The organism is Comamonas sp. E6, from assembly GCF_001010305.1.
In the GTDB taxonomy this organism is placed as follows: Bacteria; Pseudomonadota; Gammaproteobacteria; order Burkholderiales; family Burkholderiaceae_C; genus Comamonas; species Comamonas thiooxydans.
In genome coordinates this window covers 1-19312 of the sequence record NZ_BBXH01000005.1, presented here as the reverse complement: position 1 = coordinate 19312, position 19312 = coordinate 1, and the positions used below count along the sequence as shown (strand labels likewise).

At 61.8% G+C, this 19312-nt stretch carries 20 protein-coding genes; 5 read left to right on the top strand and 15 right to left on the bottom strand.

Annotated features, from left to right (window positions below; genetic code table 11):
* Positions 1 to 75: 75 nt before the first annotated feature.
* Together CSE6_RS01180 and CSE6_RS01175 are read left to right on the top strand one after the other, a co-directional pair.
* Complete coding sequence (locus tag CSE6_RS01180; protein WP_059439714.1) at positions 76 to 1152, top strand: AraC family transcriptional regulator; 1077 nt, start codon at positions 76 to 78, stop codon at positions 1150 to 1152.
* A gap of 15 nt (positions 1153 to 1167) precedes the next feature.
* A complete protein-coding gene (locus CSE6_RS01175; protein WP_034379171.1) occupies positions 1168 to 1863 on the top strand; it encodes a DUF4336 domain-containing protein in 696 nt (231 codons plus the stop codon).
* Positions 1864 to 1870: 7 nt separating this feature from the next.
* On the opposite strand, the gene CSE6_RS01170 is transcribed toward CSE6_RS01175, so the two are convergent.
* Both CSE6_RS01170 and CSE6_RS01165 read right to left on the bottom strand, forming a co-directional pair.
* Positions 1871 to 2596 (bottom strand): HAD family phosphatase, encoded by a 726-nt coding sequence (locus tag CSE6_RS01170; protein ID WP_045838541.1) that lies wholly within the window; start codon positions 2594 to 2596, stop codon positions 1871 to 1873.
* A gap of 101 nt (positions 2597 to 2697) precedes the next feature.
* The gene (locus CSE6_RS01165) at positions 2698 to 3786 is read right to left on the bottom strand and encodes a hypothetical protein (protein WP_045838542.1); all 1089 of its coding nucleotides are present in this window, start codon (positions 3784 to 3786) and stop codon (positions 2698 to 2700) included.
* A gap of 156 nt (positions 3787 to 3942) precedes the next feature.
* Here CSE6_RS01165 and CSE6_RS01155 point away from each other — a divergent pair, with 156 nt between their 5' ends.
* Positions 3943 to 4638, top strand: coding sequence for a response regulator transcription factor (locus CSE6_RS01155; RefSeq protein ID WP_059439713.1), 696 nt, complete (start codon positions 3943 to 3945; stop codon positions 4636 to 4638).
* Here CSE6_RS01155 and CSE6_RS01150 read toward each other — a convergent pair.
* Together CSE6_RS01150 and CSE6_RS01145 are read right to left on the bottom strand one after the other, a co-directional pair.
* Entirely contained in the window at positions 4635 to 6464 is a 1830-nt protein-coding gene (locus tag CSE6_RS01150; RefSeq protein WP_039049461.1) for a hybrid sensor histidine kinase/response regulator, read from the bottom strand. The genes CSE6_RS01155 and CSE6_RS01150 overlap by 4 nt on opposite strands.
* Positions 6448 to 6861 (bottom strand): YchJ family protein, encoded by a 414-nt coding sequence (locus CSE6_RS01145; protein ID WP_034357660.1) that lies wholly within the window; start codon positions 6859 to 6861, stop codon positions 6448 to 6450. The genes CSE6_RS01150 and CSE6_RS01145 overlap by 17 nt, the downstream gene beginning before the upstream one ends.
* Before the next feature lie 130 nt (positions 6862 to 6991).
* Here CSE6_RS01145 and CSE6_RS01140 point away from each other — a divergent pair, with 130 nt between their 5' ends.
* Positions 6992 to 7483 carry a DUF421 domain-containing protein gene (locus CSE6_RS01140; protein WP_034357088.1) on the top strand — a complete coding sequence of 164 codons (492 nt, stop codon included), beginning with the start codon at positions 6992 to 6994 and terminating at the stop codon, positions 7481 to 7483.
* A 24-nt stretch (positions 7484 to 7507) separates the two neighbouring features.
* On the opposite strand, the gene CSE6_RS01135 is transcribed toward CSE6_RS01140, so the two are convergent.
* From CSE6_RS01135 to CSE6_RS01085, 11 genes are all read right to left on the bottom strand, one after another.
* On the bottom strand, positions 7508 to 8299 hold the full coding sequence (locus CSE6_RS01135; RefSeq protein WP_003073149.1) for an alpha/beta fold hydrolase: 792 nt from the start codon (positions 8297 to 8299) through the stop codon (positions 7508 to 7510).
* 161 nt (positions 8300 to 8460) lie between these two features.
* Positions 8461 to 9591 carry an acyl-CoA dehydrogenase family protein gene (locus tag CSE6_RS01130; RefSeq protein ID WP_034391770.1) on the bottom strand — a complete coding sequence of 377 codons (1131 nt, stop codon included), beginning with the start codon at positions 9589 to 9591 and terminating at the stop codon, positions 8461 to 8463.
* Positions 9592 to 9636: 45 nt separating this feature from the next.
* Complete coding sequence (locus CSE6_RS01125) at positions 9637 to 10308, bottom strand: SDR family oxidoreductase (RefSeq protein WP_034357079.1); 672 nt, start codon at positions 10306 to 10308, stop codon at positions 9637 to 9639.
* A gap of 77 nt (positions 10309 to 10385) precedes the next feature.
* Positions 10386 to 11015, bottom strand: a complete 630-nt coding sequence (locus CSE6_RS01120; RefSeq protein ID WP_034357077.1) for an MSMEG_1061 family FMN-dependent PPOX-type flavoprotein — start codon at positions 11013 to 11015, stop codon at positions 10386 to 10388.
* Positions 11012 to 12124, bottom strand: a complete 1113-nt coding sequence (locus CSE6_RS01115; RefSeq protein WP_059439712.1) for a hypothetical protein — start codon at positions 12122 to 12124, stop codon at positions 11012 to 11014. The genes CSE6_RS01120 and CSE6_RS01115 overlap by 4 nt, the downstream gene beginning before the upstream one ends.
* Before the next feature lie 107 nt (positions 12125 to 12231).
* A complete protein-coding gene (locus tag CSE6_RS01110; protein WP_034357074.1) occupies positions 12232 to 13416 on the bottom strand; it encodes an acetyl-CoA C-acyltransferase in 1185 nt (394 codons plus the stop codon).
* A gap of 41 nt (positions 13417 to 13457) precedes the next feature.
* Entirely contained in the window at positions 13458 to 15305 is a 1848-nt protein-coding gene (aceK, locus tag CSE6_RS01105; RefSeq protein WP_034379154.1) for a bifunctional isocitrate dehydrogenase kinase/phosphatase, read from the bottom strand.
* 103 nt (positions 15306 to 15408) lie between these two features.
* The gene (gene can / locus CSE6_RS01100; protein WP_003061612.1) at positions 15409 to 16071 is read right to left on the bottom strand and encodes a carbonate dehydratase; all 663 of its coding nucleotides are present in this window, start codon (positions 16069 to 16071) and stop codon (positions 15409 to 15411) included.
* Between the two features lie 50 nt (positions 16072 to 16121).
* Positions 16122 to 17309 carry an isovaleryl-CoA dehydrogenase gene (locus tag CSE6_RS01095; protein WP_059439711.1) on the bottom strand — a complete coding sequence of 396 codons (1188 nt, stop codon included), beginning with the start codon at positions 17307 to 17309 and terminating at the stop codon, positions 16122 to 16124.
* 39 nt (positions 17310 to 17348) lie between these two features.
* Entirely contained in the window at positions 17349 to 17807 is a 459-nt protein-coding gene (locus tag CSE6_RS01090) for a PaaI family thioesterase (protein WP_012836884.1), read from the bottom strand.
* A 48-nt stretch (positions 17808 to 17855) separates the two neighbouring features.
* Positions 17856 to 18257, bottom strand: coding sequence for a MerR family DNA-binding transcriptional regulator (locus CSE6_RS01085; RefSeq protein WP_003061601.1), 402 nt, complete (start codon positions 18255 to 18257; stop codon positions 17856 to 17858).
* A 121-nt stretch (positions 18258 to 18378) separates the two neighbouring features.
* Here CSE6_RS01085 and CSE6_RS01080 point away from each other — a divergent pair.
* The coding region (locus CSE6_RS01080; RefSeq protein WP_059439870.1) for an MBL fold metallo-hydrolase at positions 18379 to 19312 on the top strand (934 nt) is incomplete at its 3' end.

The window sequence follows — 19312 nt, the reverse complement described above, 5'->3', positions numbered from 1 at the left end:
AGCACCGTTTTCTGCGCCTCAGAATAAGGGCAAGCCCTGTCCAGAAGAGGTCACAAAGGTTGCAATAATTGCCAAATGCTCACCCCCTCTCTGGTCAAGACTCCACTACCGCACCATGCCAGCTCCGTGCTCAAATCGCACCCGGCAATTACCCCCATGGCGTTTGTCAAAGCCATTGTCAGCGCTTATGAAGCCAGGCAGATGTCAGCGCTAGGAGCTCTGGAAAAGGCACAAATCCCGCCAGATCTGATTAACGATGCCAACGAGCGCATCACGGCCCTGCAGATGGAGGCACTATCCGATGCAGCCATGCGCGAGCTGGACGATGAAGCCTTGGGCTGGTTCGAGCGTCGCCTGCCCTGGGGCAGCTACGGCATGCTGGCCCGCGCCAGCATCAGCGCACCGCAATTGGGCCTGGCGCTGGCGCGCTGGTGCCGACATCACGGCCTGATTGCGCAGGACATACAGCTGCAGCTCAGCGAGCAGGCCGGCATTGCCACCCTTACCCTGCATGAAAGCCGTCCACTGGGCGCCATGCGCGAGTTCTGCATGGTATCGGTGCTGCGCAATATCCACGGCTTTGCCAGCTGGTTGATCAACGAACCGATCAGCCTGCTGCATGCCAGCTTTCCGTTTGCCGAGCCCGCGCATGCCGATGTCTACAAGGTGCTTTTCGCACCGGGCAGCATCGCTTTTGATGCCCCCGTCGCCAGTCTGCAGTTTGAAGCACGCTGGCTGCAGGCACCGCTGGCGCGCGACGAGGCCGCCCTCAACCGGATGCTGCAGCGCGCCTTGCCGATCCAGGTGCGCCCCTACCAGCGCGAGAAGACTCTGGTGCAGCGCGTGCGCCATCTGCTGGCCGCCAGCGGGGAGGAGCAGCAGACGGCTGAAACGCTGTCCCGTCAACTGCATCTGTCGCAGCGCAGCCTGCACCGCCAGCTCAAGGAAGAAGGTATTTCGCTGCAGGCCCTCAAGGACGATATCCGGCGTGAACGCGCGATTGCGCTGCTGCTGCGCACCAGCCGCCCCATCAAGCGCGTGGCCCAGGCCTGCGGCTTTCTCAACGACAAAAGCTTTATCCGCGCCTTTCGCCTCTGGACAGGGCTCTCCCCTTCGGAATTCCGCAAAACCGCCGGCCAGCGCGCCGCCTGACGCAAGGAGCTCTCCATGCAGGAATCCTCAGAAAACTGGCAGGCAATCGCTGATGGGGTATGGGCACTCAGCTATCACTTCAGCAATGCAGGGCTGAAGGTCAGCACACGCATGACGGTGATCCGGCTGGCCGACGGCAGCCTGTTCTCGCACTCTGCAGTGCCGCTGACGGGCGGGCAGAAAGCTGCGCTCGACGCCCTGGGACCGCTGCAACACATAGTCGCACCCAGCGCCATGCACCATTTGTTCGTGGGCAAACTGGCCAGGCTTTATCCACAGGCCAGGATCTATGGCACACAAGGCGTGCTGCGCAAGCGACCTGATCTGCCGCTGCTGGAGCCCTTGCCTCCGGACTCCGAAGCACCCTGGGCAGGCGAGCTGCAGTGCCTGCGGCTGGACGGCATTCCCATGCTCGACGAGACGCTGTGGCTCCACCCGGCCAGCGGCAGCCTCATCGCCACCGACGTGCTGCAATGCTGGCAGGGACCGCTAAGCCTGCCGGTACGCATGTATCTGGGTCTGACGGGCGGGCATGAGCGCCTGACCGTGCCGCGCACCGTGCGCCTGCTGGTCAGGGACAGGGCCGCCGTGCGCAACTGGGTGAAGCGGGTCCAAAGCTGGCCCGTGCAGCGCGTGATCCTGCTGCACAACAGCGTGATCGACGATCAGCCAGTGAAACGGCTGCGCGAGGCGCTGTCGATCTGGGACTGAGAGCGCTTCAGCGCAGGTCGTGCTCGTCGTCTTCGCCGACCGAAGCGCTGGCGGCGCTCTTGCGCACGGCCTCGAACATGGCGGGCAGATCCCCCATGTCACCGAACACGCAGGCGGCGCCGGCCTCGAGCAACTGCTCTGCCGAGGCATGGCCCTGATCGGCCGGGAAATAGCCCCAGACGGTGGCACCTGCTGCCACGCCGGCCTGCACGCCGGTCATGGTGTCCTCGATCACCAGGCACTTGGCAGGATCGGCCTTCAGCGCTTCGGCCGCAGCCAGATACACATCGGGGAAGGGCTTGCTGCGTGGCATTTCATGACCGCTGTAGACATGACCTTCGAAATAAGGCTCCATGCCCACCTTGGTGAGCTGCATCTCCACCTTGGCACGGTCCGCACCGGAGGCGCAGGCAATGCGTCCATCGCACAGTGCATGAATCCGCCTGACTGCTTCCAGTGCGCCGTCGATGGCTACCAGCTCGGCACTCAGCGCAGCATTGCGGCGCTCGTAGAACTCTGCCATCCAGGCATCGGTCAGCGGCTTGCCGGTATGGGCCTCGATCACGGTCGCCTGGCTGCGTACCGTTTTGCCGATGAAGTCACGCGTGCACTGTTCCTGGCTGATCGCCCAGCCGGATTCGTTGAGCATGGTGCACAGCACGCGATTGGTGATGGATTCGCTGTCCACCAACACACCATCACAGTCGAAAAGCACAGCGTCAAAAGCAGTCATGGAAGCATTACCAGCGCATCATGGGATGCAAAAAAGGCGCCCAACGGCGCCTAGTATCAAGAAACAGAGGGCGTGATTATGCGCTCACGCCCTTTTCGAGTTCAGGGGAAGGTCACTCCGGCCAGCGGATTGATCATCCACGCGCTGTTCTTGGCGTAGATGGTGCTCGTCTTGTTGTCGGCAGTCATGATGCCGCTGAAATAGAAGAAGCCGTTGGCTGCATTGGCATTCATATTGCTCAGCTGGGTTGTGAGCGAGTCACTGCTTGCCGAGGCCTCGACCAGATACTCGATGGCGCCATTCTGTGCCGAGCTTTTCTCGAAGACATCCACATAGTTCATATTCATCGGGTCGCTGCCCAGCCCCTGCGTGCCGCGAATGAACCAGCCGTCCGCACCCTTCTGGGCCAGGCGCGTTCTCATTTCTGCAGCATCGGCGGCCGAGGATGCGCTGCCGAGCTTGTCGACCTGATAGGTATAGGTGACGCTGTCATTGCGCTTGGCATACAGGCTGAACAGCTCGTTGTTGACGATCTGGGGACCCAGATAGCGATAGCCTTCGGCCCCCTGTCCGTTGAGCTCCGTGGCAAAGGCTTCAGCGGTCGTGGCCACGGGCGTCACCGTTCTGTAGCTGAACTGGTCGCTGCGGCTGTTGTCCTTGACATAGACGCTGCGGATGTCGCTGACATCGCTGAACACCGCATCGGACTTGTACATATAGCCGCTGCTGCCCTGTTGGTTCAGCTGTGCCAGAAAGGCGGTGCGCGATGGCTGCGCCGCAGGATTGACATAGCTGAACTTGCGCCCGGCATGCGCGGTATCCGTGAGGTAGAAGTCGCCGATCTCCGAACCGGTCGAACCGACCGAGCCCGCCAGGGAGCTGAACAGCGCATAGCCGTCGGCCCCCATGCTGTTGGCGGCTTCAAGCATCTGCGCATGGCTGGTGGCCGTCTGACCGCCCATCTTGTAGGTTCCCGTGACGGCCTGATTGCCGGTGCCGCCACCAGTACCGCCACCATTGTTGCCGCCGCCGTTGTCCCCGCCTCCCGTATTGCCGCCGCCACCTTCGGAGCCGCCTCCTGAGCCTGCGCCGCTGCCTCCGTCTCCACCACCACCGCCGCCACAGGCAGCCAGAGTGGAAATCAGCAGCAAGGCTGCAGTTCTACGGGTGATTTGCATAAGAGATGGCACGGGCTTGCTCCTCGGTCTTGATGTTGGTTGAAAATGTCCATATCCCGACACTGAGATAACAAGCAGCGTCGTATTACAGACATTGTCAGAAGGCTTGCGAGCAGATCACTCCCTACCGAGGAGGGGTCTTTGTTACCAAGCCCCAAAGGAACGCTCATGCCCGATCTACTGCAAATCCTGAGCACCACTCAACTGAGCGCACAGCCCTATGCGCTGGTGGTGGATGATCACCCGCTGGTCGCGGAGGGTGCAGCCCATATGCTGATGACCAGCGCCGGCGTGCAGCGGGTGCGCTGTGCGGCACACGGCAATGAGGCTCTGGCAATGATTGCTGCGCTGGGCGAACCCGTTATCACCGTGATGGACTTCTGGCTGGAGGACGGCGCATCACTGGAATTTGTGCACAGCATCCTGGCCTTGGCTCCTGGCACACGCATTCTGGTGACCAGCGGCGACAAGCACCCGGCCATCGCCAGCAAGGCCGCAGCCGCAGGTGTGCATGGCTTTGTGCACAAAAGCAGCCCGTCTCACGAATTTCAGGCAGCAGTGCAAGCCCTGCTGAGCGGCCGCACCTGGTTTGAGGCCCTGCCTCCCATCCCCACCGCCCCTCCGGCACCAACCGCGGGCAGCATCCTGCATATGAGCGCCAGAGAGCTCGGCATCACTGCCCGCCAGGCGCAGGTGCTGAGCCTGTTGCTGCAGGGCAAGCCCAATCGCGCCATTGCACAGGCGCTGAACCTGTCCGAATACACGGTCAAGGAACATGTCACCGCCCTGCTTCAGCGCCTGGGCGCCAGCAACCGCGTGGCACTGATCACGCGCATGCGAGGCATCGAGGTCGACTTGGACTAAGGCTGACGGATCGCCATACAGCGCGCCAGCACCGCATGCAGCTGGTCGGGCTGCAAGGGCGTCGCCAGAGCCAGATAGCCCTGATCCTGGACCTGCTCCAGCATCTCCTCATCGCCGCTCATCAAAGCACCGCTGGCTTGCGGATGCTGGTCCAGCAGCTGCATCAAGCACTCAAGCCCGCTTGCACCATCCTTCAATCGCTGGTCGCACAACACAAAGTCTGGCCGCAATCCATCGGCCAGCAGTTGCTGCGCCTCAAGCAAGCTGCGCGCTCTTTGCACCTGCACACCCCAGCTCTGCAAAATCTGCACCAGCACCGGGGCCAGCTGCGCATCGTTTTCCACGACCAGACAGTGTCCCTGCAAGGGGGCGAACCACTGCGGCCCAGTCGATATCGGCGGTGCCGGCAGCACAGACGAGGTCTGCCATTGCTCGGCATCCTGCGGCCAGCGCAGCCAGAAACATGAACCCTTGCCCGGCAGCGACTGAACCCCGCATTCCACGCCCAGCCGCTGCGCCGCCAGCGCCACCACGGACAAGCCCAGGCCACGCCCGCGCAATGGCGCCGGCACGCCATCCCTGGCATCGCGCTGCTGGCGCGCAGGGCTGCGATAGTGACGCATGAAGACCTGTGCGCATTCCTGCTCGCTCATGCCGCAGCCGCTGTCCCACACCTGCAAAAGCCAGCGCCCCTGCCTGTGCCGCAGCGCCAGCAGCACCCCGCCTTGGTCCGTGTAGCGCAGCGCGTTTTGCAGCAGATTGAAAACCATCTGCCGCAACAGCACCGCATCCGTGCACAGCGCCGGCATATGAGCCGGCTGCCTCACGCGCAGACGCAGACCGCGCTGCGCTGCCTCGCGCGAGAACAGGCGCCGAGCCTCGTCCAGCACCGCACTCATGGATACCGCCTGCCATTGCGGTGCGAAGCTGTCGCCCTCAAGTCGCGACAGATCCATCAGGTCGTTGAACATGGAGCCCAGATCGCGCGTGCAGGCCTGCATTTCCTGCAGCAGTTGTGCCAGCTCGTCATCCTGATTGCGCTGGTGGGCGGCTTGCAGCATCAGGCCCATGGCATGCAAGGGTTGCCGCAGATCATGGCTGGCGGCGGAAATGAACCAGTTTTTCTCGGCCAGCGCATTCTCGGCCTGCTCCTTGGCCTCGCGATAGCGCTCCGCCAGTGCCTGACGCTCCAGCTCGTGCGCCATCTGCTGCTGCACGAAACGCCGCGCGCCCCAGGCGTGGCGCGCAAGTATGGCGCCGTACAGCAGCAGCAGCGGCAACAGATAAGGGCCTTTTTTCGGAAAGTAATGCAGCGTGCACAGCAACATGGGCAAGTAGATACCCGCCATGAAGGCGGCAAATACCTGCAGTACGGGCGCCAGAAAAGTGGCAGCCGACGCCATCACGCCCAGCAGCACCAGATAGATCAGCAGACGCAGCTCACTATGGCTTTCGCCCCAGGTAAAGGCCAGCACGCTGACCCAAAGCAGGCCGTTGATCAGTGCGGCCAGCGCCAGCTGTCGCTGCCAGGTCGTCAATGCCGCCTGCAGTCGCGATGGCTCCCAATCGCGCGCCGACCGCCACTGACGATGCAGGCTGCGGCGAAACAGCAGAAAGCCCAGTGCCATGACGATCATCAGCCCCCACCACCAGGCCAGCCCCGTGCTGACGGCAGGGCTGTTGCGGGTACTGACCCACAGCAGCAGGGCGGGAATCAGCAATGCGGCGATTTCGGAGGAGCCACGCGAAGCCAGGGACTGCAACAGGCGCAACCAGGCCTGCAGCCGGGTCAGCTGCGCCGAATCGACTTCAGAATTGGTCGCCATCGACGTAGAACCAGCGCCCACCCTCGAGCACAAAGCGGCTGCGCTCATGCAAGCGCACGGCACGACCCGCCAGGCGATAGCGGGCGACGAATTCGACCTCCGCAGAAGCATCGCCGGTCAACTGAAACTGCTTCACATCCAGCCCCAGCCATTTGGTGGCGGCATCGAAATCGAGCTGCGACGGGCGCTGGCTGGCATGCCAGGTGGCTTGCAAATATTCCTGACTCTCACACACGAAGGCCGTGTAGCGCGAGCGCATCAGCGCCTCGGCATCGGGAGCGGGCCGGGCATCCCAGTGATCGATATAGCGGCCGCAGCAATCGGCATAGGCCAGCAGCCGCCCCTTGGCATTCTTGCGTCCACAGGGACAGTCCCGCTTTTTCTCGGCTTCTTTCACAACTTTGGCAGTCTTGATTGGCAATGCTGCATTGTCGACCAAGTCGAACAACGAGCAAGCCGGCTTGCGCAGTCGGTTGCCTCAGAGCACAGTAGCGGCAGTCCAAAGCTCGCTGCTCAAAGGTTTGCCTATGTTCTCCATGGCTGCTCCCTGGTGGGAGTTCGTGATTCGCGGTGTCAGCGTCTACCTGTTTCTGCTGGTGTTTCTGCGTCTGACCGGCAGGCGCCAGACCGGCCAGTACGCACCTTTCGACCTGGTGCTGCTGCTGATTCTTTCCAACGCAGTACAGAACTCCATGAATGCCGGCGACAACTCGCTGATCGGCGGCCTGATCAGTGCCGGCACGCTGCTGGCCTGCCATGCGCTGCTCTCCCGCCTGAGTTACCGCTTTGCGAGGCTTCGCAGGCTGGTGAATGGCAAACCCAAGGTTCTGATTCACCAAGGCATTGTGCAACCCAGTCTGATGACGCAGGAGCAGATCACTGCCGAAGACCTGGCGGCGGCCCTGCGCTCCAATGGCTGTCTCAACGCGCATGAGGTGGAGCGTGCCACGATCGAGACCAACGGCCAGATCACCGTGGTGCTGCGCAAGCGCAGCATGGCTGAGCTGGGGGAGGCCTGAGAGCCTCAGAACGTGTTTAAGTTCTCAGTGCAGGCCGTCCAGAAACTGCCTGATGGCCGCATTCACGGGTTCCGGGTGCGTGAGATTGGCTGCATGGCCCGCACCGGCCACATCCACCCACTGGGCCTGGGGCAAGCCCTTGAACATGGCCCGCGCACGCTCCACACCGATGGCAGCATCCTTGTCGCCATGAATCACCAGCGCGGGCACCTTGATTTCGGCCAGGCGCGGGCTGATGTCGTCGCGCAGCGCCAGCGTCGCAAAGCTCTGCCCCAGGTTGATCGGAGAGGCCTGCTTCCATTTGGCGCGCCACTGCGCAGCTCCGGGCCAGCCCTGGCCCAGAATCGTGTGCTCCACGATGGTGGCCATGTCATCCGACAGCCCATGCTCCATCCAGGCCTTGAGCAAGGCCTCGTGGTGCGGCATCTGCTCGGGGTCTTCCAGCATGGCCTGGGTGTCTATCAGCACCAGCGCACCCACGACATCCGGATGAATCAGCGCGCAGCGCAGCGACAGATAGCCGCCTTGCGACATGCCCACCAGCACCGCTTTTTCCACACCCAGATATTTGAGCAAGGCCGCCAGATCGTCGGCCGAGTCATAGTAGCTGAACGCTTCGCAATGCTCGGGATCAGCGGTCTGCCCGTGGCCGCGCTCATCCCAGCTGATGCAGCGATACTGCCCCTGTAAAGCCTGTATCTGCGGCTCGAACATGGTGTGATCCATGAGCAGGCCGTGCGAGAACACAATGGCCGGGCCACGCCCTCCCGTGTCCTCGTAGTAGATATTCTGACCATTGACCTGGGCAAAAGGCATGCCGGACTCCTGCTGCAAATGGTTGAAACCCCTGGGGGAACTCCCCACACTGAGCACATCCTAAGCAGGCCTTGTGACATCGGCAACCGGCCCGTCCCCTGATGTGCCACAGCCTCGTGCACAACAGTTGACAGCGGCGGGCTTTTGCCACCTGACTCAGATCAGGCCAGCGCCCGCTGGATCAGGATCTTCTGCACATCGCTGGTGCCTTCGTAGATCTGGCATACGCGCACATCGCGGTAGATGCGCTCCACGGGAAAGTCGCTCACCACGCCATAGCCGCCCAGGGTCTGGATGGCGGCGCTGCATACGCGCTCGGCCATCTCGCTGGCAAAGAGCTTGGCCATGGCTGCTTCCTTGAGGCAGGGAAGACCCGCATCACGCAGGCTGGCAGCATGCCAGATCAGTTGCCGGGCCGCTTCGATCTGCGTCGCGCATTCGGCAAGCCTGAAGCCCACGGCCTGATGGTTGAAGATGGGCTGACCAAAGCTCTCGCGTTCCTTGCTGTATTGCAGCGCGCATTCAAAGGCTGCACGCGCCATGCCCACGCTTTGCGCGGCAATGCCGATACGCCCGCCTTCCAGCGCGGAAAGTGCAATCCTGTAGCCCTCGCCCTCGGCCCCGATCAGGTTCGCGGCGGGAATGCGACAGTTCTCGAAATTGATCTGCGCCGTATCGCTGCTGTGCTGGCCCAGCTTGTCTTCGAGGCGTGCCACCTGGTAGCCGGGATTGCCGGTGGGCACGATGAAGGCACTCATGCCCTTCTTGCCCGCCGTCTTGTCGGTGACGGCGATGACGATGGCTACATCGCCATTCTTGCCGCTGGTGATGAACTGCTTGACGCCGTTGATGACGTAGTCGCCGCCATCGCGTACGGCCGTGGTACGCAGCGCCGAGGCATCGCTGCCCACATGGGGCTCGGTCAGGCAGAAGGCTCCCAGCATCTGGCCCTGCGCCAGCGGACGCAGCCATTGCTCCTGCTGGCCGGCATTGCCGTACTTCATGAGGATGGCATTGACCGGGCAATTGGTCACGCTGATGACGGTGCTGGTGCCACCATCGCCAGCGGCGATTTCCTCGAGCACCAGCGCCAGGCTCACATAGTCCAGGCCCGCACCGCCGAGTTCCTCGGGCACGCAGATGCCATAGGCACCGAGCGCGGCCAGCCCCTGGTGCACGTCCTTGGGGAACTCGTGCTCCTTGTCCCAGCGCGCGGCATGGGGTGTGATCTGCTCGCGCACAAAATCGCGCAAAGCGTCGCGGATCATTTCCTGGTCCTGATTCAGCAGCATGTTGTCTCCGATATTTATAGCTATATGCCCGTTGTTCAGCCTGGGCTAGGCGTCTAGAAGCTTGATGTATCTGCCGTCGTGGCGCAGCAGCTGACCACGGTCTTCGGGCTTGACCTGCGCCAGGGCCTGCATCAGCCCCTGCACGCTTTGAGCCACCGACAGCGGGGCCGCAGCGCCGCCCATCTCGGTCTGCACCCAGCCCGGATCCAGCGCCAGCAGCGTCAGGCCCGGCCATTGGCGGCAGGCCGAGACCACGGCCATATTGAGCGCAGCCTTGCTGACGCGGTACAGCCAGGCGCTCTCGTCCGCATCGGCCAGCAGGGACATGCCGCTGGAGAAGGCGCCGATCACGCCGCCAGCCTCCTGCACCATGGGAGCAATCTGCGGCAGGGCCTGCATAAAGCCCAGCACATTGCTGTGCATCACCAGATCGAACTGCTGCTGGGTAGGCGGCACGCCTGCGTCATGACCGTCCCAGACACCGGCCACGTAAAGCGCGATATCGATGCTGGCCCCGTCGAGCTGCCAGGCCAGGCCGCTGACGCTGGCAGGATCTGCCAGATCGACCTGCAGCACCCGGGCGCCGCGTGCCTGCAGGTCGACCATGTCTTCAGCCTTGCGCACGGTGGCAATCACCTGGTGGCCTTGTGCCAGATAGGCCTCGGCCAGGGCTCGGCCCAGGCCGCGTGATGCGCCAAGAATCAGTATCAAAGCCATAGCTGTTTGCGCCTATGAATGGTTGGTTTCAAAACGTTTTCCATCGAAAATCCTTTCATGACAAGCGCTGTCAGCTATCAACTTTTCTTGGTCTGCTCGGCAGCAATCATGGCGCCATAGCGGGCCACCATGCTTTCCTGCGACTCGGGCTGGGCGGTCAGTCCCATTTGGGCATGGATGATCTGATTGAGCGTGGGCATGACGTTGCGCGCCACCCTGGCCTCCTCGCTCCACAGGCGGGAGCGCATCAGCGCCTTGGCACAGTGCAGATAGGCCTCCTGCACACGGACTTCGATCACCAGCTTGGGGCGGAAATGATCGCTGGCAAACAAGGCCGTGTAATGCGCCTCGTCACGCAGCTGGGCTGTGCCGTTGACGCGCAGGGTTTCGTCAAAGCCCGGCACAAAGAACAGCAAACCCAGGCGCGGGTCGTCGAGCAGATTGCTCAGGCTGTCGAGCCGGTTGTTGCCGCCCGCATCGGGAATGAGCAAGGTATTGGCGTCCGGTGCCTTGACGAAGCCAGGCTTGCCGCCTCGTGGCGAAGCATCGAGCAAGGTGCCGCCCGCACCGCCGGTGGCCATGACCAGAAACGGCGACAGCGCGATAAAGCGCAGGCAGTGCCGATCCAGCTCCCACTGCTGCTTGAGCAACGCGCGCTCGGCAGGAGGCTCGTACAACTGCAGCAGTTGTTCGCGCGAAGTGATCATGAAGCCAGGACCTCCTCGGGACGGTCGTTGCGGTGGATGGCTGCGTACAGTGACAGGAACTCGTTCCAGGAAGGGTCGAAGCTCACGCTGAGCTCGCCCTCCAGCTCGGGCACATGCTGTCTGCCCAGCTGTGCGGCCAGTTGCACCGCATGGGCCGGATCTTCCACATAGTAGGTGGCCACGCGGGCACTCATGTTTTCCACGCGCGAGAAGGCAAGAATGCCGCGCTGTTCACGGCTGAGTTGTTCATCCAGCGCATCCTGGGCGTCACGCACCCCGTCCAGCTCCTGCTGGCTGGAGAAATTGAAGCGCCATTCCATGAAATGCGACAGATCGGCGCGCGTGGCCACGGCATTGGCACCGTCGTGGAAGGTCAGGATGTCAGGCGGCGCATCCTCGTCGGCATCCTGTGCACGCACTTCGAGCGAGAGCCAGCGGTCGCTGTCTTCCTGGGGGAATTCATAGCTGCGGCCCAGTTGCTGGCGGATGAAGCCATCGAACAGCGGCGGGAACTCCGACAGCAGTGCGGAGCCGTAGACATCGGCCGCCGCCTCCGAGGCAAACTCGACCGGACCCACGCGTACGGAAAAATCCCACTCGCCCAGCACATGGTCCAGCATGATGAAAGCCATGTGCTGCGCATGCTCGGCCATGTCCCTGGCAATGGGCTTCTCGAACGAGAGCTTGAGGCCTATGATGCCTCCCGCATCGTAATAGCCCACCCGGATATCGGAGCAGGCCAGCTCGAAGCCGTCCATGCGCATGCCGAAGTTGCTGCCCAGCGCGCGGCTGCGAAACGCCTGCACGCTGTAATGCTCGAAACGCGGCGCCTGGCGCACCAGTGCCTGGGCATTCTCGAACTGCGCCGTGTTGCCATGGGCCGAGATCACCAGACGGGAGCCGGCCTCCCAGAGCTTGCCTTCCAGCTCCAGACTCAGGCCCGGTGCATATTGGTGCAGCAACTCATTGGAGCTTTCCACAAACTCATGGCGATCGAGCTCCTCCAGCTGGCTCAGCTGGTTGGAAAAATCGCCCCAGAAAGCATCAATCTGCTGCGGCTCCAGCGGCTTGATGGTCTCGCTCTCGTCGTGGTGAATGTCTGCGCTCATGAATGATTTCCGCAATGTGAGCTGCACACATTCAGCGCGAATGCGTGCAATCCGTTGAACATGCGTTCACTGTAGAGCAAACCGGTGACGGTTCTGAGCAAATGGCGTCAGATCAGCTCAATTGCCATGGCCGTGGCCTCACCGCCACCGATGCACAGCGTGGCCAGGCCCTTCTTCTTGCCGCGTGTCTTAAGCGCGTGCAGCAGGGTGACCAGAATGCGCGCACCGCTGGCGCCAATCGGGTGTCCGAGAGCACAGGCGCCGCCATTCACGTTGACCTTGTCATGCGAGACCTTGAGATCGGCCATCAGCGCCATGGGCACCACGGCAAAGGCTTCGTTGATTTCCCACAGGTCCACATCCTCCACGGCCCAGCCGGCCTTCTTGAGCGCCTTTTCGGTGGCGCCCACGGGTGCGGTGGTGAACCACTCGGGTGCCTGTGCAAAGGTCGCGTGCGAGACGATGCGCGCCAGCGGCTTGCAGCCCAACTGCTTGGCCGTGGACTCGCGCATCAGCACCATGGCGGCAGCGCCGTCGTTGATGCTGGAGCTGGAGGCGGCAGTGATGGTGCCGTCCTTCTTGAACGCAGGCTTGAGGCTGGAGATCTTGTCCAGCTTGGCCTTGGCCGGGCCTTCGTCAACGCTGACGGTCACGTCGCCCTTGCGGGTCTTGACGGTGACGGGCGTGATTTCGGCGTCAAAAGCACCGCTTTGCGCGGCGGCCTGGGCGCGCTGCACGCTGGCAATGGCAAACGCGTCCTGCGCTTCACGCGTGAACTGGTATTTGGCGGCGCAGTCCTCACCGAAAGTGCCCATGGAGCGGCCGGCCTCATAGGCGTCCTCCAGACCGTCGAGCATCATGTGATCGAAGATCTTGTCGTGTCCCATGCGATAGCCGCCACGCCCCTTCTTGAGCAGATAAGGGGCATTGGTCATGCTCTCCATACCGCCGGCAATCATCACCTCGCGGCTGCCGGCGATGAGCTGGTCGTGCGCCAGGATGGTGGCCTCCATGCCGGCGCCGCACATCTTGGACAGGGTCACGGCGCCCGTGCTTTGCGGCAGTCCGCCCTTGAAGCCGGCCTGGCGAGCCGGAGCCTGGCCCTGGCCCGCCATCAGGCAGTTGCCGAACAGCACTTCTTCCACCAGCTCGGGCCGGATGCCGGCGCGCTCGACTGCCGCCTTGATGGCTGCCCCCCCCAGGTCATGGGCGGCCAGATCGGAAAAATCGCCCTGGAACGCGCCCATGGGAGTGCGGGCGGCGCTGACGATGACTACGGGATCCTGATGCATGGTTTGTCTCCTTGAAAAATGGATGGATGTGATCTGCCTCTTCAAGCGAGGCTATTGGCGGGAATCTCGAAACGCTGCGTGTCCAGTCCTGCGTCGCCGGCATGCAGAAAGCGGCTGCGCTCGTAGGGGAACACGTCCAGGAAATGACCGTCACGGATACGGCTCTGGTGACCGCGCCAGAACTCGGCCTCCAGCAGATCGGCGTGATGGCGCATGAAGATGTCGCGAACGGCCGGATGGCCCAGCAGAAAAGGCCCGAAAGTCTCGGGAAAGACATCCCTGGGGCCGACCGAGTACCAGATGTCGCCCGACATCTCCTCTTCCTCGGTTCGCGGCTGCGGCACCTCGCGGAAATTGCAGTCGGTCAGGTATTCGATCTCGTCATAGTCGTAGAACACCACCTTGCCGCCGCGCGTGACGCCGAAGTTCTTCCACAGCATGTCGCCGGGAAAGATATTGGTGGCGACCAGATCCTTGATGGCATTGCCGTACTCGAGAATCGCGCGCTCCATGGCGGCGCGGCGCTCCGGCTTGGTGTCTGCCTCGGCCAGGCACTCCATCAGGAACAGATTCAGCGGCACCAGGCGACGCTCGATATAGAGATGGCTGATGATGACTTCCATCTGCCCGTCGCCGTCGCGGTCGCTGATCTCGATCTGCTCGGGAGCCTGGGCATGCAGCTCGGCCAGCAGTTCATCGCTGAAGCGTTCCTTGGGAAAAGCCACCAGGCTGTACTCCATGGTGTCGGCCATGCGGCCGCCACGATCATGCTTCTTGACCAGCTGGTACTTGGCCTTGACCTGGGGACGCGAGACATCCTTGCTGCTGGCGATACGATCCTTGATGAGCTTGAACACATAGGGGAAGCTCGGCAGGTCGAACACCAGCATGACCAGGCCTTTGATGCCGGGCGCAATGCGCAGCTGATCGCTGGAGTGGCGCAGATGATGCAGAAAGTCGCGGTAGAACAGGGTCTTGCCCTGCTTGGCCAGACCCAGGGCGTTATAGATTTCCGCCTTGGGCTTGCGCGGCATGAGGCTGCGCAGAAAGCTCACATAGGCGCTGGGCACTTCCATGTCCACCATGAAATAGGCGCGCGCAAAGCTGAACAGCGCATGCAGGTCGTCCTCTCCGAACAGGGCCGCATGCAGTATGAGCTGCTCCTTTTCTCCATGCAGGATGGGAATCGCCAGCGGCAGCTCGGTATAGCCGGTGATGATTTTGCCGACCAGATACGCTCCCTTGTTGCGATAGAACAGGCTGGACAGCACCTGAAGCTGGAAGTTGGCCCTGAGCGTCAGGCCCGCCAGCCTCTCGCGTATGCGCTCGGCCAGCAGATGCACGTCGCGCTGCAGGTCTTCGAAGCGGCATTGCAGCTGCAGCTGCTCGAACAGGCTCTGCAGCGTGCCTTCGATCTGGGCGAGGTTGCCGGGGTAGTAGGCGCGGTAGATGGGTACGGCACCCGGCGCGGTATTTTCCAGGTATTCGGTGCTGACGGCAGCACGCACGAAGATGAAGTCGTTCTGGAAATGGGTGCGGTGCAGAATCTTGGTGGTGACCGAGTTGAAGAAGGTCTCGGCCAGCTCCGGCTGCAGATGATCGACCATCAGGCCGATGTAATGAAGCTTGACCTGCTGCCAGACAGCCATGCTCTGCAGGCTGGCGGCAAACTCCTCTTCCAGCCTCTGGATGCAGGCACGCACCTGCCGATCGTAGAACTCTATGCGCTCACGCTGAGCCTGCTGCTGGCCCGGCCAGTCCATGGTCTCGAAGCGCTGCTTGGCTCGGGCAGCTTCCGCACTGAACATGCGGTAATGCTGGTTGTAGCCATGCATCAGGGCCTGCGCAATGGCATAGGCCTCGGGGGCGTCCAGTCGTTGCGGAAACATGGCGGGCCAGTCGCTCCAGATAAGTGAGCAGCACTCTCAAACGGAACAAGCGACACAGGCCTTGAGTCCGCTTGAGGGCACTGCAACTGCGCAGCGGCAGCGATCAGTCGCGCTTGCGCGCAGCGACCTTCTCGACAGCCTTGTTGTAGACATCCTCCAGGCCGCCCACACCAGGCACGGTCATTTCGAGGTTGGTGATGTGGCCGTTGTTGAGGCTGTAGCACCAGCCGTGCAGAGTCACCTTCTGACCACGGGCCCAGGCATCCTGCATCACGGTGGACTGAGCCACGTTGACCACCTGCTCGATGGCGTTGAGTTCGCACAGCACATCGTGGCGGAACTGGGTGGAGATGCCTTCCAGCAGCTTGATGTGCTTGTCGCGCACGTCGCGCACGTGGCGGGTCCAGTTGTCCACCAGACCCAGACGCAGATTATTCAGCGCCGCATACACGCCGCCGCAGCCATAGTGGCCCACAACCATCAGGTGCTCGATCTTCAGATGATCGACCGAGTACTGGATGGTGGACAGGCAGTTCAGATCGCTGGGCACCACCACGTTGGCCACGTTGCGGTGCACGAACACCTCGCCAGGCTCCAGACCCGTGATCTGGTTGGCTGGCACGCGGCTGTCCGAGCAGCCGATCCACATGTATTTGGGCTTTTGCTGCGCCATCAGTCCGGTAAAGAAACCAGGACGATCACGCTCCATCTGGTCTGCCCATTGGCGGTTGTGGACAAACAGTTCTTCGATGGAGGTCGTTGTCATGAAGCTATCCTTCTTTTTGTGGTTGAAAGAACGGCGCAGCTCCTGCTTTTTCAGCAGGTTTCAGCAAACAGCTCGCGGCCTATGAGCATGCGGCGAATTTCGCTGGTGCCAGCGCCAATCTCGTAGAGTTTCGCATCTCGCCACAGGCGACCGAGCGGATACTCGTTGATATACCCATTGCCGCCATAGATTTGCACGCCCTCGCCGGCCATCCAGGTGGCCTTCTCGGCGCACCACAAGATCACGCTGGCGCAGTCCTTGCGAACCTGGCGCACATGATCGGTTCCCAGAAGATCCAGGTTTTTAGCGACCGTATAGGCAAAAGAGCGGCCTGCTTGCAGCACGGTGTACATGTCCGCCACCTTGCCCTGGATCAGCTGGAACTCGCCGATGCTCTGGCCGAACTGCTTGCGGTCGTGGATATAGGGGACGACATTGTCCATGACGGACTGCATGATGCCCAGCGGGCCGCCGGTCAGGACGGCGCGCTCATAGTCCAGGCCGCTCATCAATACCTTGGCGCCCATGTTCAGGCCGCCAAGAATGTTTTCAGCCGGCACTTCCACATCCTGGAACACCAGCTCGCCCGTGTGGCTGCCGCGCATGCCCAGCTTGTCGAGCTTTTGCGCGATCGAGAAGCCCTTCATGCCCTTTTCGATCAGAAAGGCCGTCACGCCGCGCGCGCCCATCTCCGGCTCGGTCTTGGCATAGACCACCAGGGTGTCGGCGTCGGGCCCGTTGGTGATCCACATCTTGCTGCCGTTGAGCAGGTAGTAGCCGCCCTTGTCCTCGGCCTTGAGCTTCATGCTGATCACGTCGGAGCCGGCGCCGGGCTCGCTCATGGCCAGAGCTCCCACATGCTCGCCGCTGATGAGCTTGGGCAGGTATTTGGCCTTCTGCGCCTCGCTGCCGTTGCGATTGATCTGATTCACGCACAGATTGCTGTGCGCGCCATAGGACAGGCCCACCGAGGCACTGGCACGCGATATTTCCTCCATGGCCACCATATGCGCCAGATAGCCCATATCGGCGCCGCCGTACTGCTCGGGGACGGTAATGCCGAGCACGCCCAGCTCGCCGAACTTGCGCCACACGTCCATGGGGAACTGGTCGCTGCGATCAATCTCGGCCGCACGCGGAGCAATCTCGCTCTGTGCGAATTCACGCACCGCATCACGCAGCGCATCGATGTCTTCACCAAGCTGGAAGTTCAGTCCGGGCAGATTGGCAAGGCTCATGGTTGTCTCCTGTAGATATGGGTCTGACGAATCGTCTTGTCAGTGTTGTATGCCTTCACGGTTCTGCACACACATCAGAGTGCAGCCCATTGTGGCAATCAGTTTCTCTTTTCCCTGGTCAATGGCAAACGCCTTGCCTTCGGATACGGTGATGGTGCGTCCGGGCTTGATGACCCGGCCTTCCATGCGAAAGCGCTGGCCTTTGGCAGGAGCGAGCAGGTTGATCTTGAATTCGATGGTGAGCACGGCCGCATCGGCCGGCATCAGCGTCAGGCCCGCGTAGCCGCAGGCCGAGTCCAGTGCGGTGGATACCATGCCGGCGTGCAAAAAACCATGCTGCTGCGTCAGGCCGGGAGCCCAGTCCAGACAGATATCGACAACGCCTGGCTCCACCAGGCTCAGCTCCGCGCCAATCGTGGCCATGGCGCCTTGCTTCGCAAAGCTCTGCTTCACCCGATGAACAAAATCCAGAGACTCGGTGACACCTGCAACAGACATGGCAACTCTCCAGCAAAGCTTTGCAATTGACGTTTACGTAAACGTCAATTATGCGCCATTTTTGCTCTCGCTCCTTTTCAATAGTGTGCGAGCCTCTTTTTCCTGCTCTCGCACCTCATCCAGAGTCACCTGCAGATCGGCCATCTGCGCTTCGAGCTGCTTGCGATGGATGGCCAGCACGTCAAGAAACTTGCGCAGCTGCACGCCCGTATCACGCGGGCTGTCATACATGTCGATGATTTCCTTGGCCTCGGACAGCGACAGTCCCAGGCGCTTGGCCCGCAGCGTCAGGCGCAGACGTGCGCGGTCTCTCGATGAATACACGCGATTGCGACCGCCTGCGCCGGAGCGCTCCGGCTGCAGCAAGCCCATGTCCTCATAAAAACGGATGGCCCGGGTCGTGAGATCGAACTCTTTGGCAAGGTCACTGATGGTGTAAATGGTCGACATGATTCTGTGGGGTTGTAAGTCTTGCATCGCACAGGCGACTGCCAGAGGTGGCTTGATCTCTAAAATGCTTTGACAAAACTGACGTTTACGTTAACGTCAATGCTAAACGAAATACCGCCCCATGACCTCAAGCCAAGAATCCGCTCTTCACTACCCACTCGGCGATACCTTGCCCGGTCCGGCCCAGACTCTGGAAGTGGCGCCCGGCGTCAAGTGGATCCGCATGACCTTGCCGTTTGCCCTCGATCACATCAATCTCTGGCTGCTGCGTGATCGCCAGACCGATCTGCATGGCCAGGTACGCGAGGGCTGGACGGTCATCGACTGCTGCGTCAATCGCACCGAGGCGCGCGAGCAATGGGAGCAGATCTTCGCCGCCGAACTGGAAGGCCTGCCCGTTTTGCGCGTCATCGTCACCCATATGCACCCCGACCATATCGGCCTGGCCGGCTGGCTCTGCCAGCAATGGAACACGCCCTTGTGGATCAGCGCCACCGATTACAACGTCGCCCGCGTCGCCATGAAAGACAGGGACGGCTTCGGCGGCGAATCCGGTGCAGACTTCTACAGCCTGCACGGACAAAGAGATGAGGAATTTCTGCTCCATGTCCGCGGCCGTGGCAGCTACTACTCTTCCCTGGTGGCCCCCATACCCGACATCTATCACCGCATCATGGATGGCGACGAGATCGACATCAACGGCCGCACATGGCAATGCATTGCCGGCTATGGTCACGCGCCGGAGCACATGGCGCTTTACTGCGCCGAGCTCGAGACACTGATCAGCGGCGACATGGTGCTTCCCCGTATTTCCGCCAATGTCAGCGTGCATTCTTCCGAGCCCGAAGCCAACCCGCTGCAGCTGTTTCTCACATCGCTGAAGCGCTACTTCGCTCTCCCACAGAACACCTATGTTCTGCCCTCGCATGGCAAACCCTTTACAGGCTTGCATATCCGTGTCCAGCAACTGCTGGACCATCATCAGGAACGTCTGAACGACATCATGCTGGCCTCCAGGCTACAGGGGCTGAGCGCTGCCGACATCCTTCCCATTC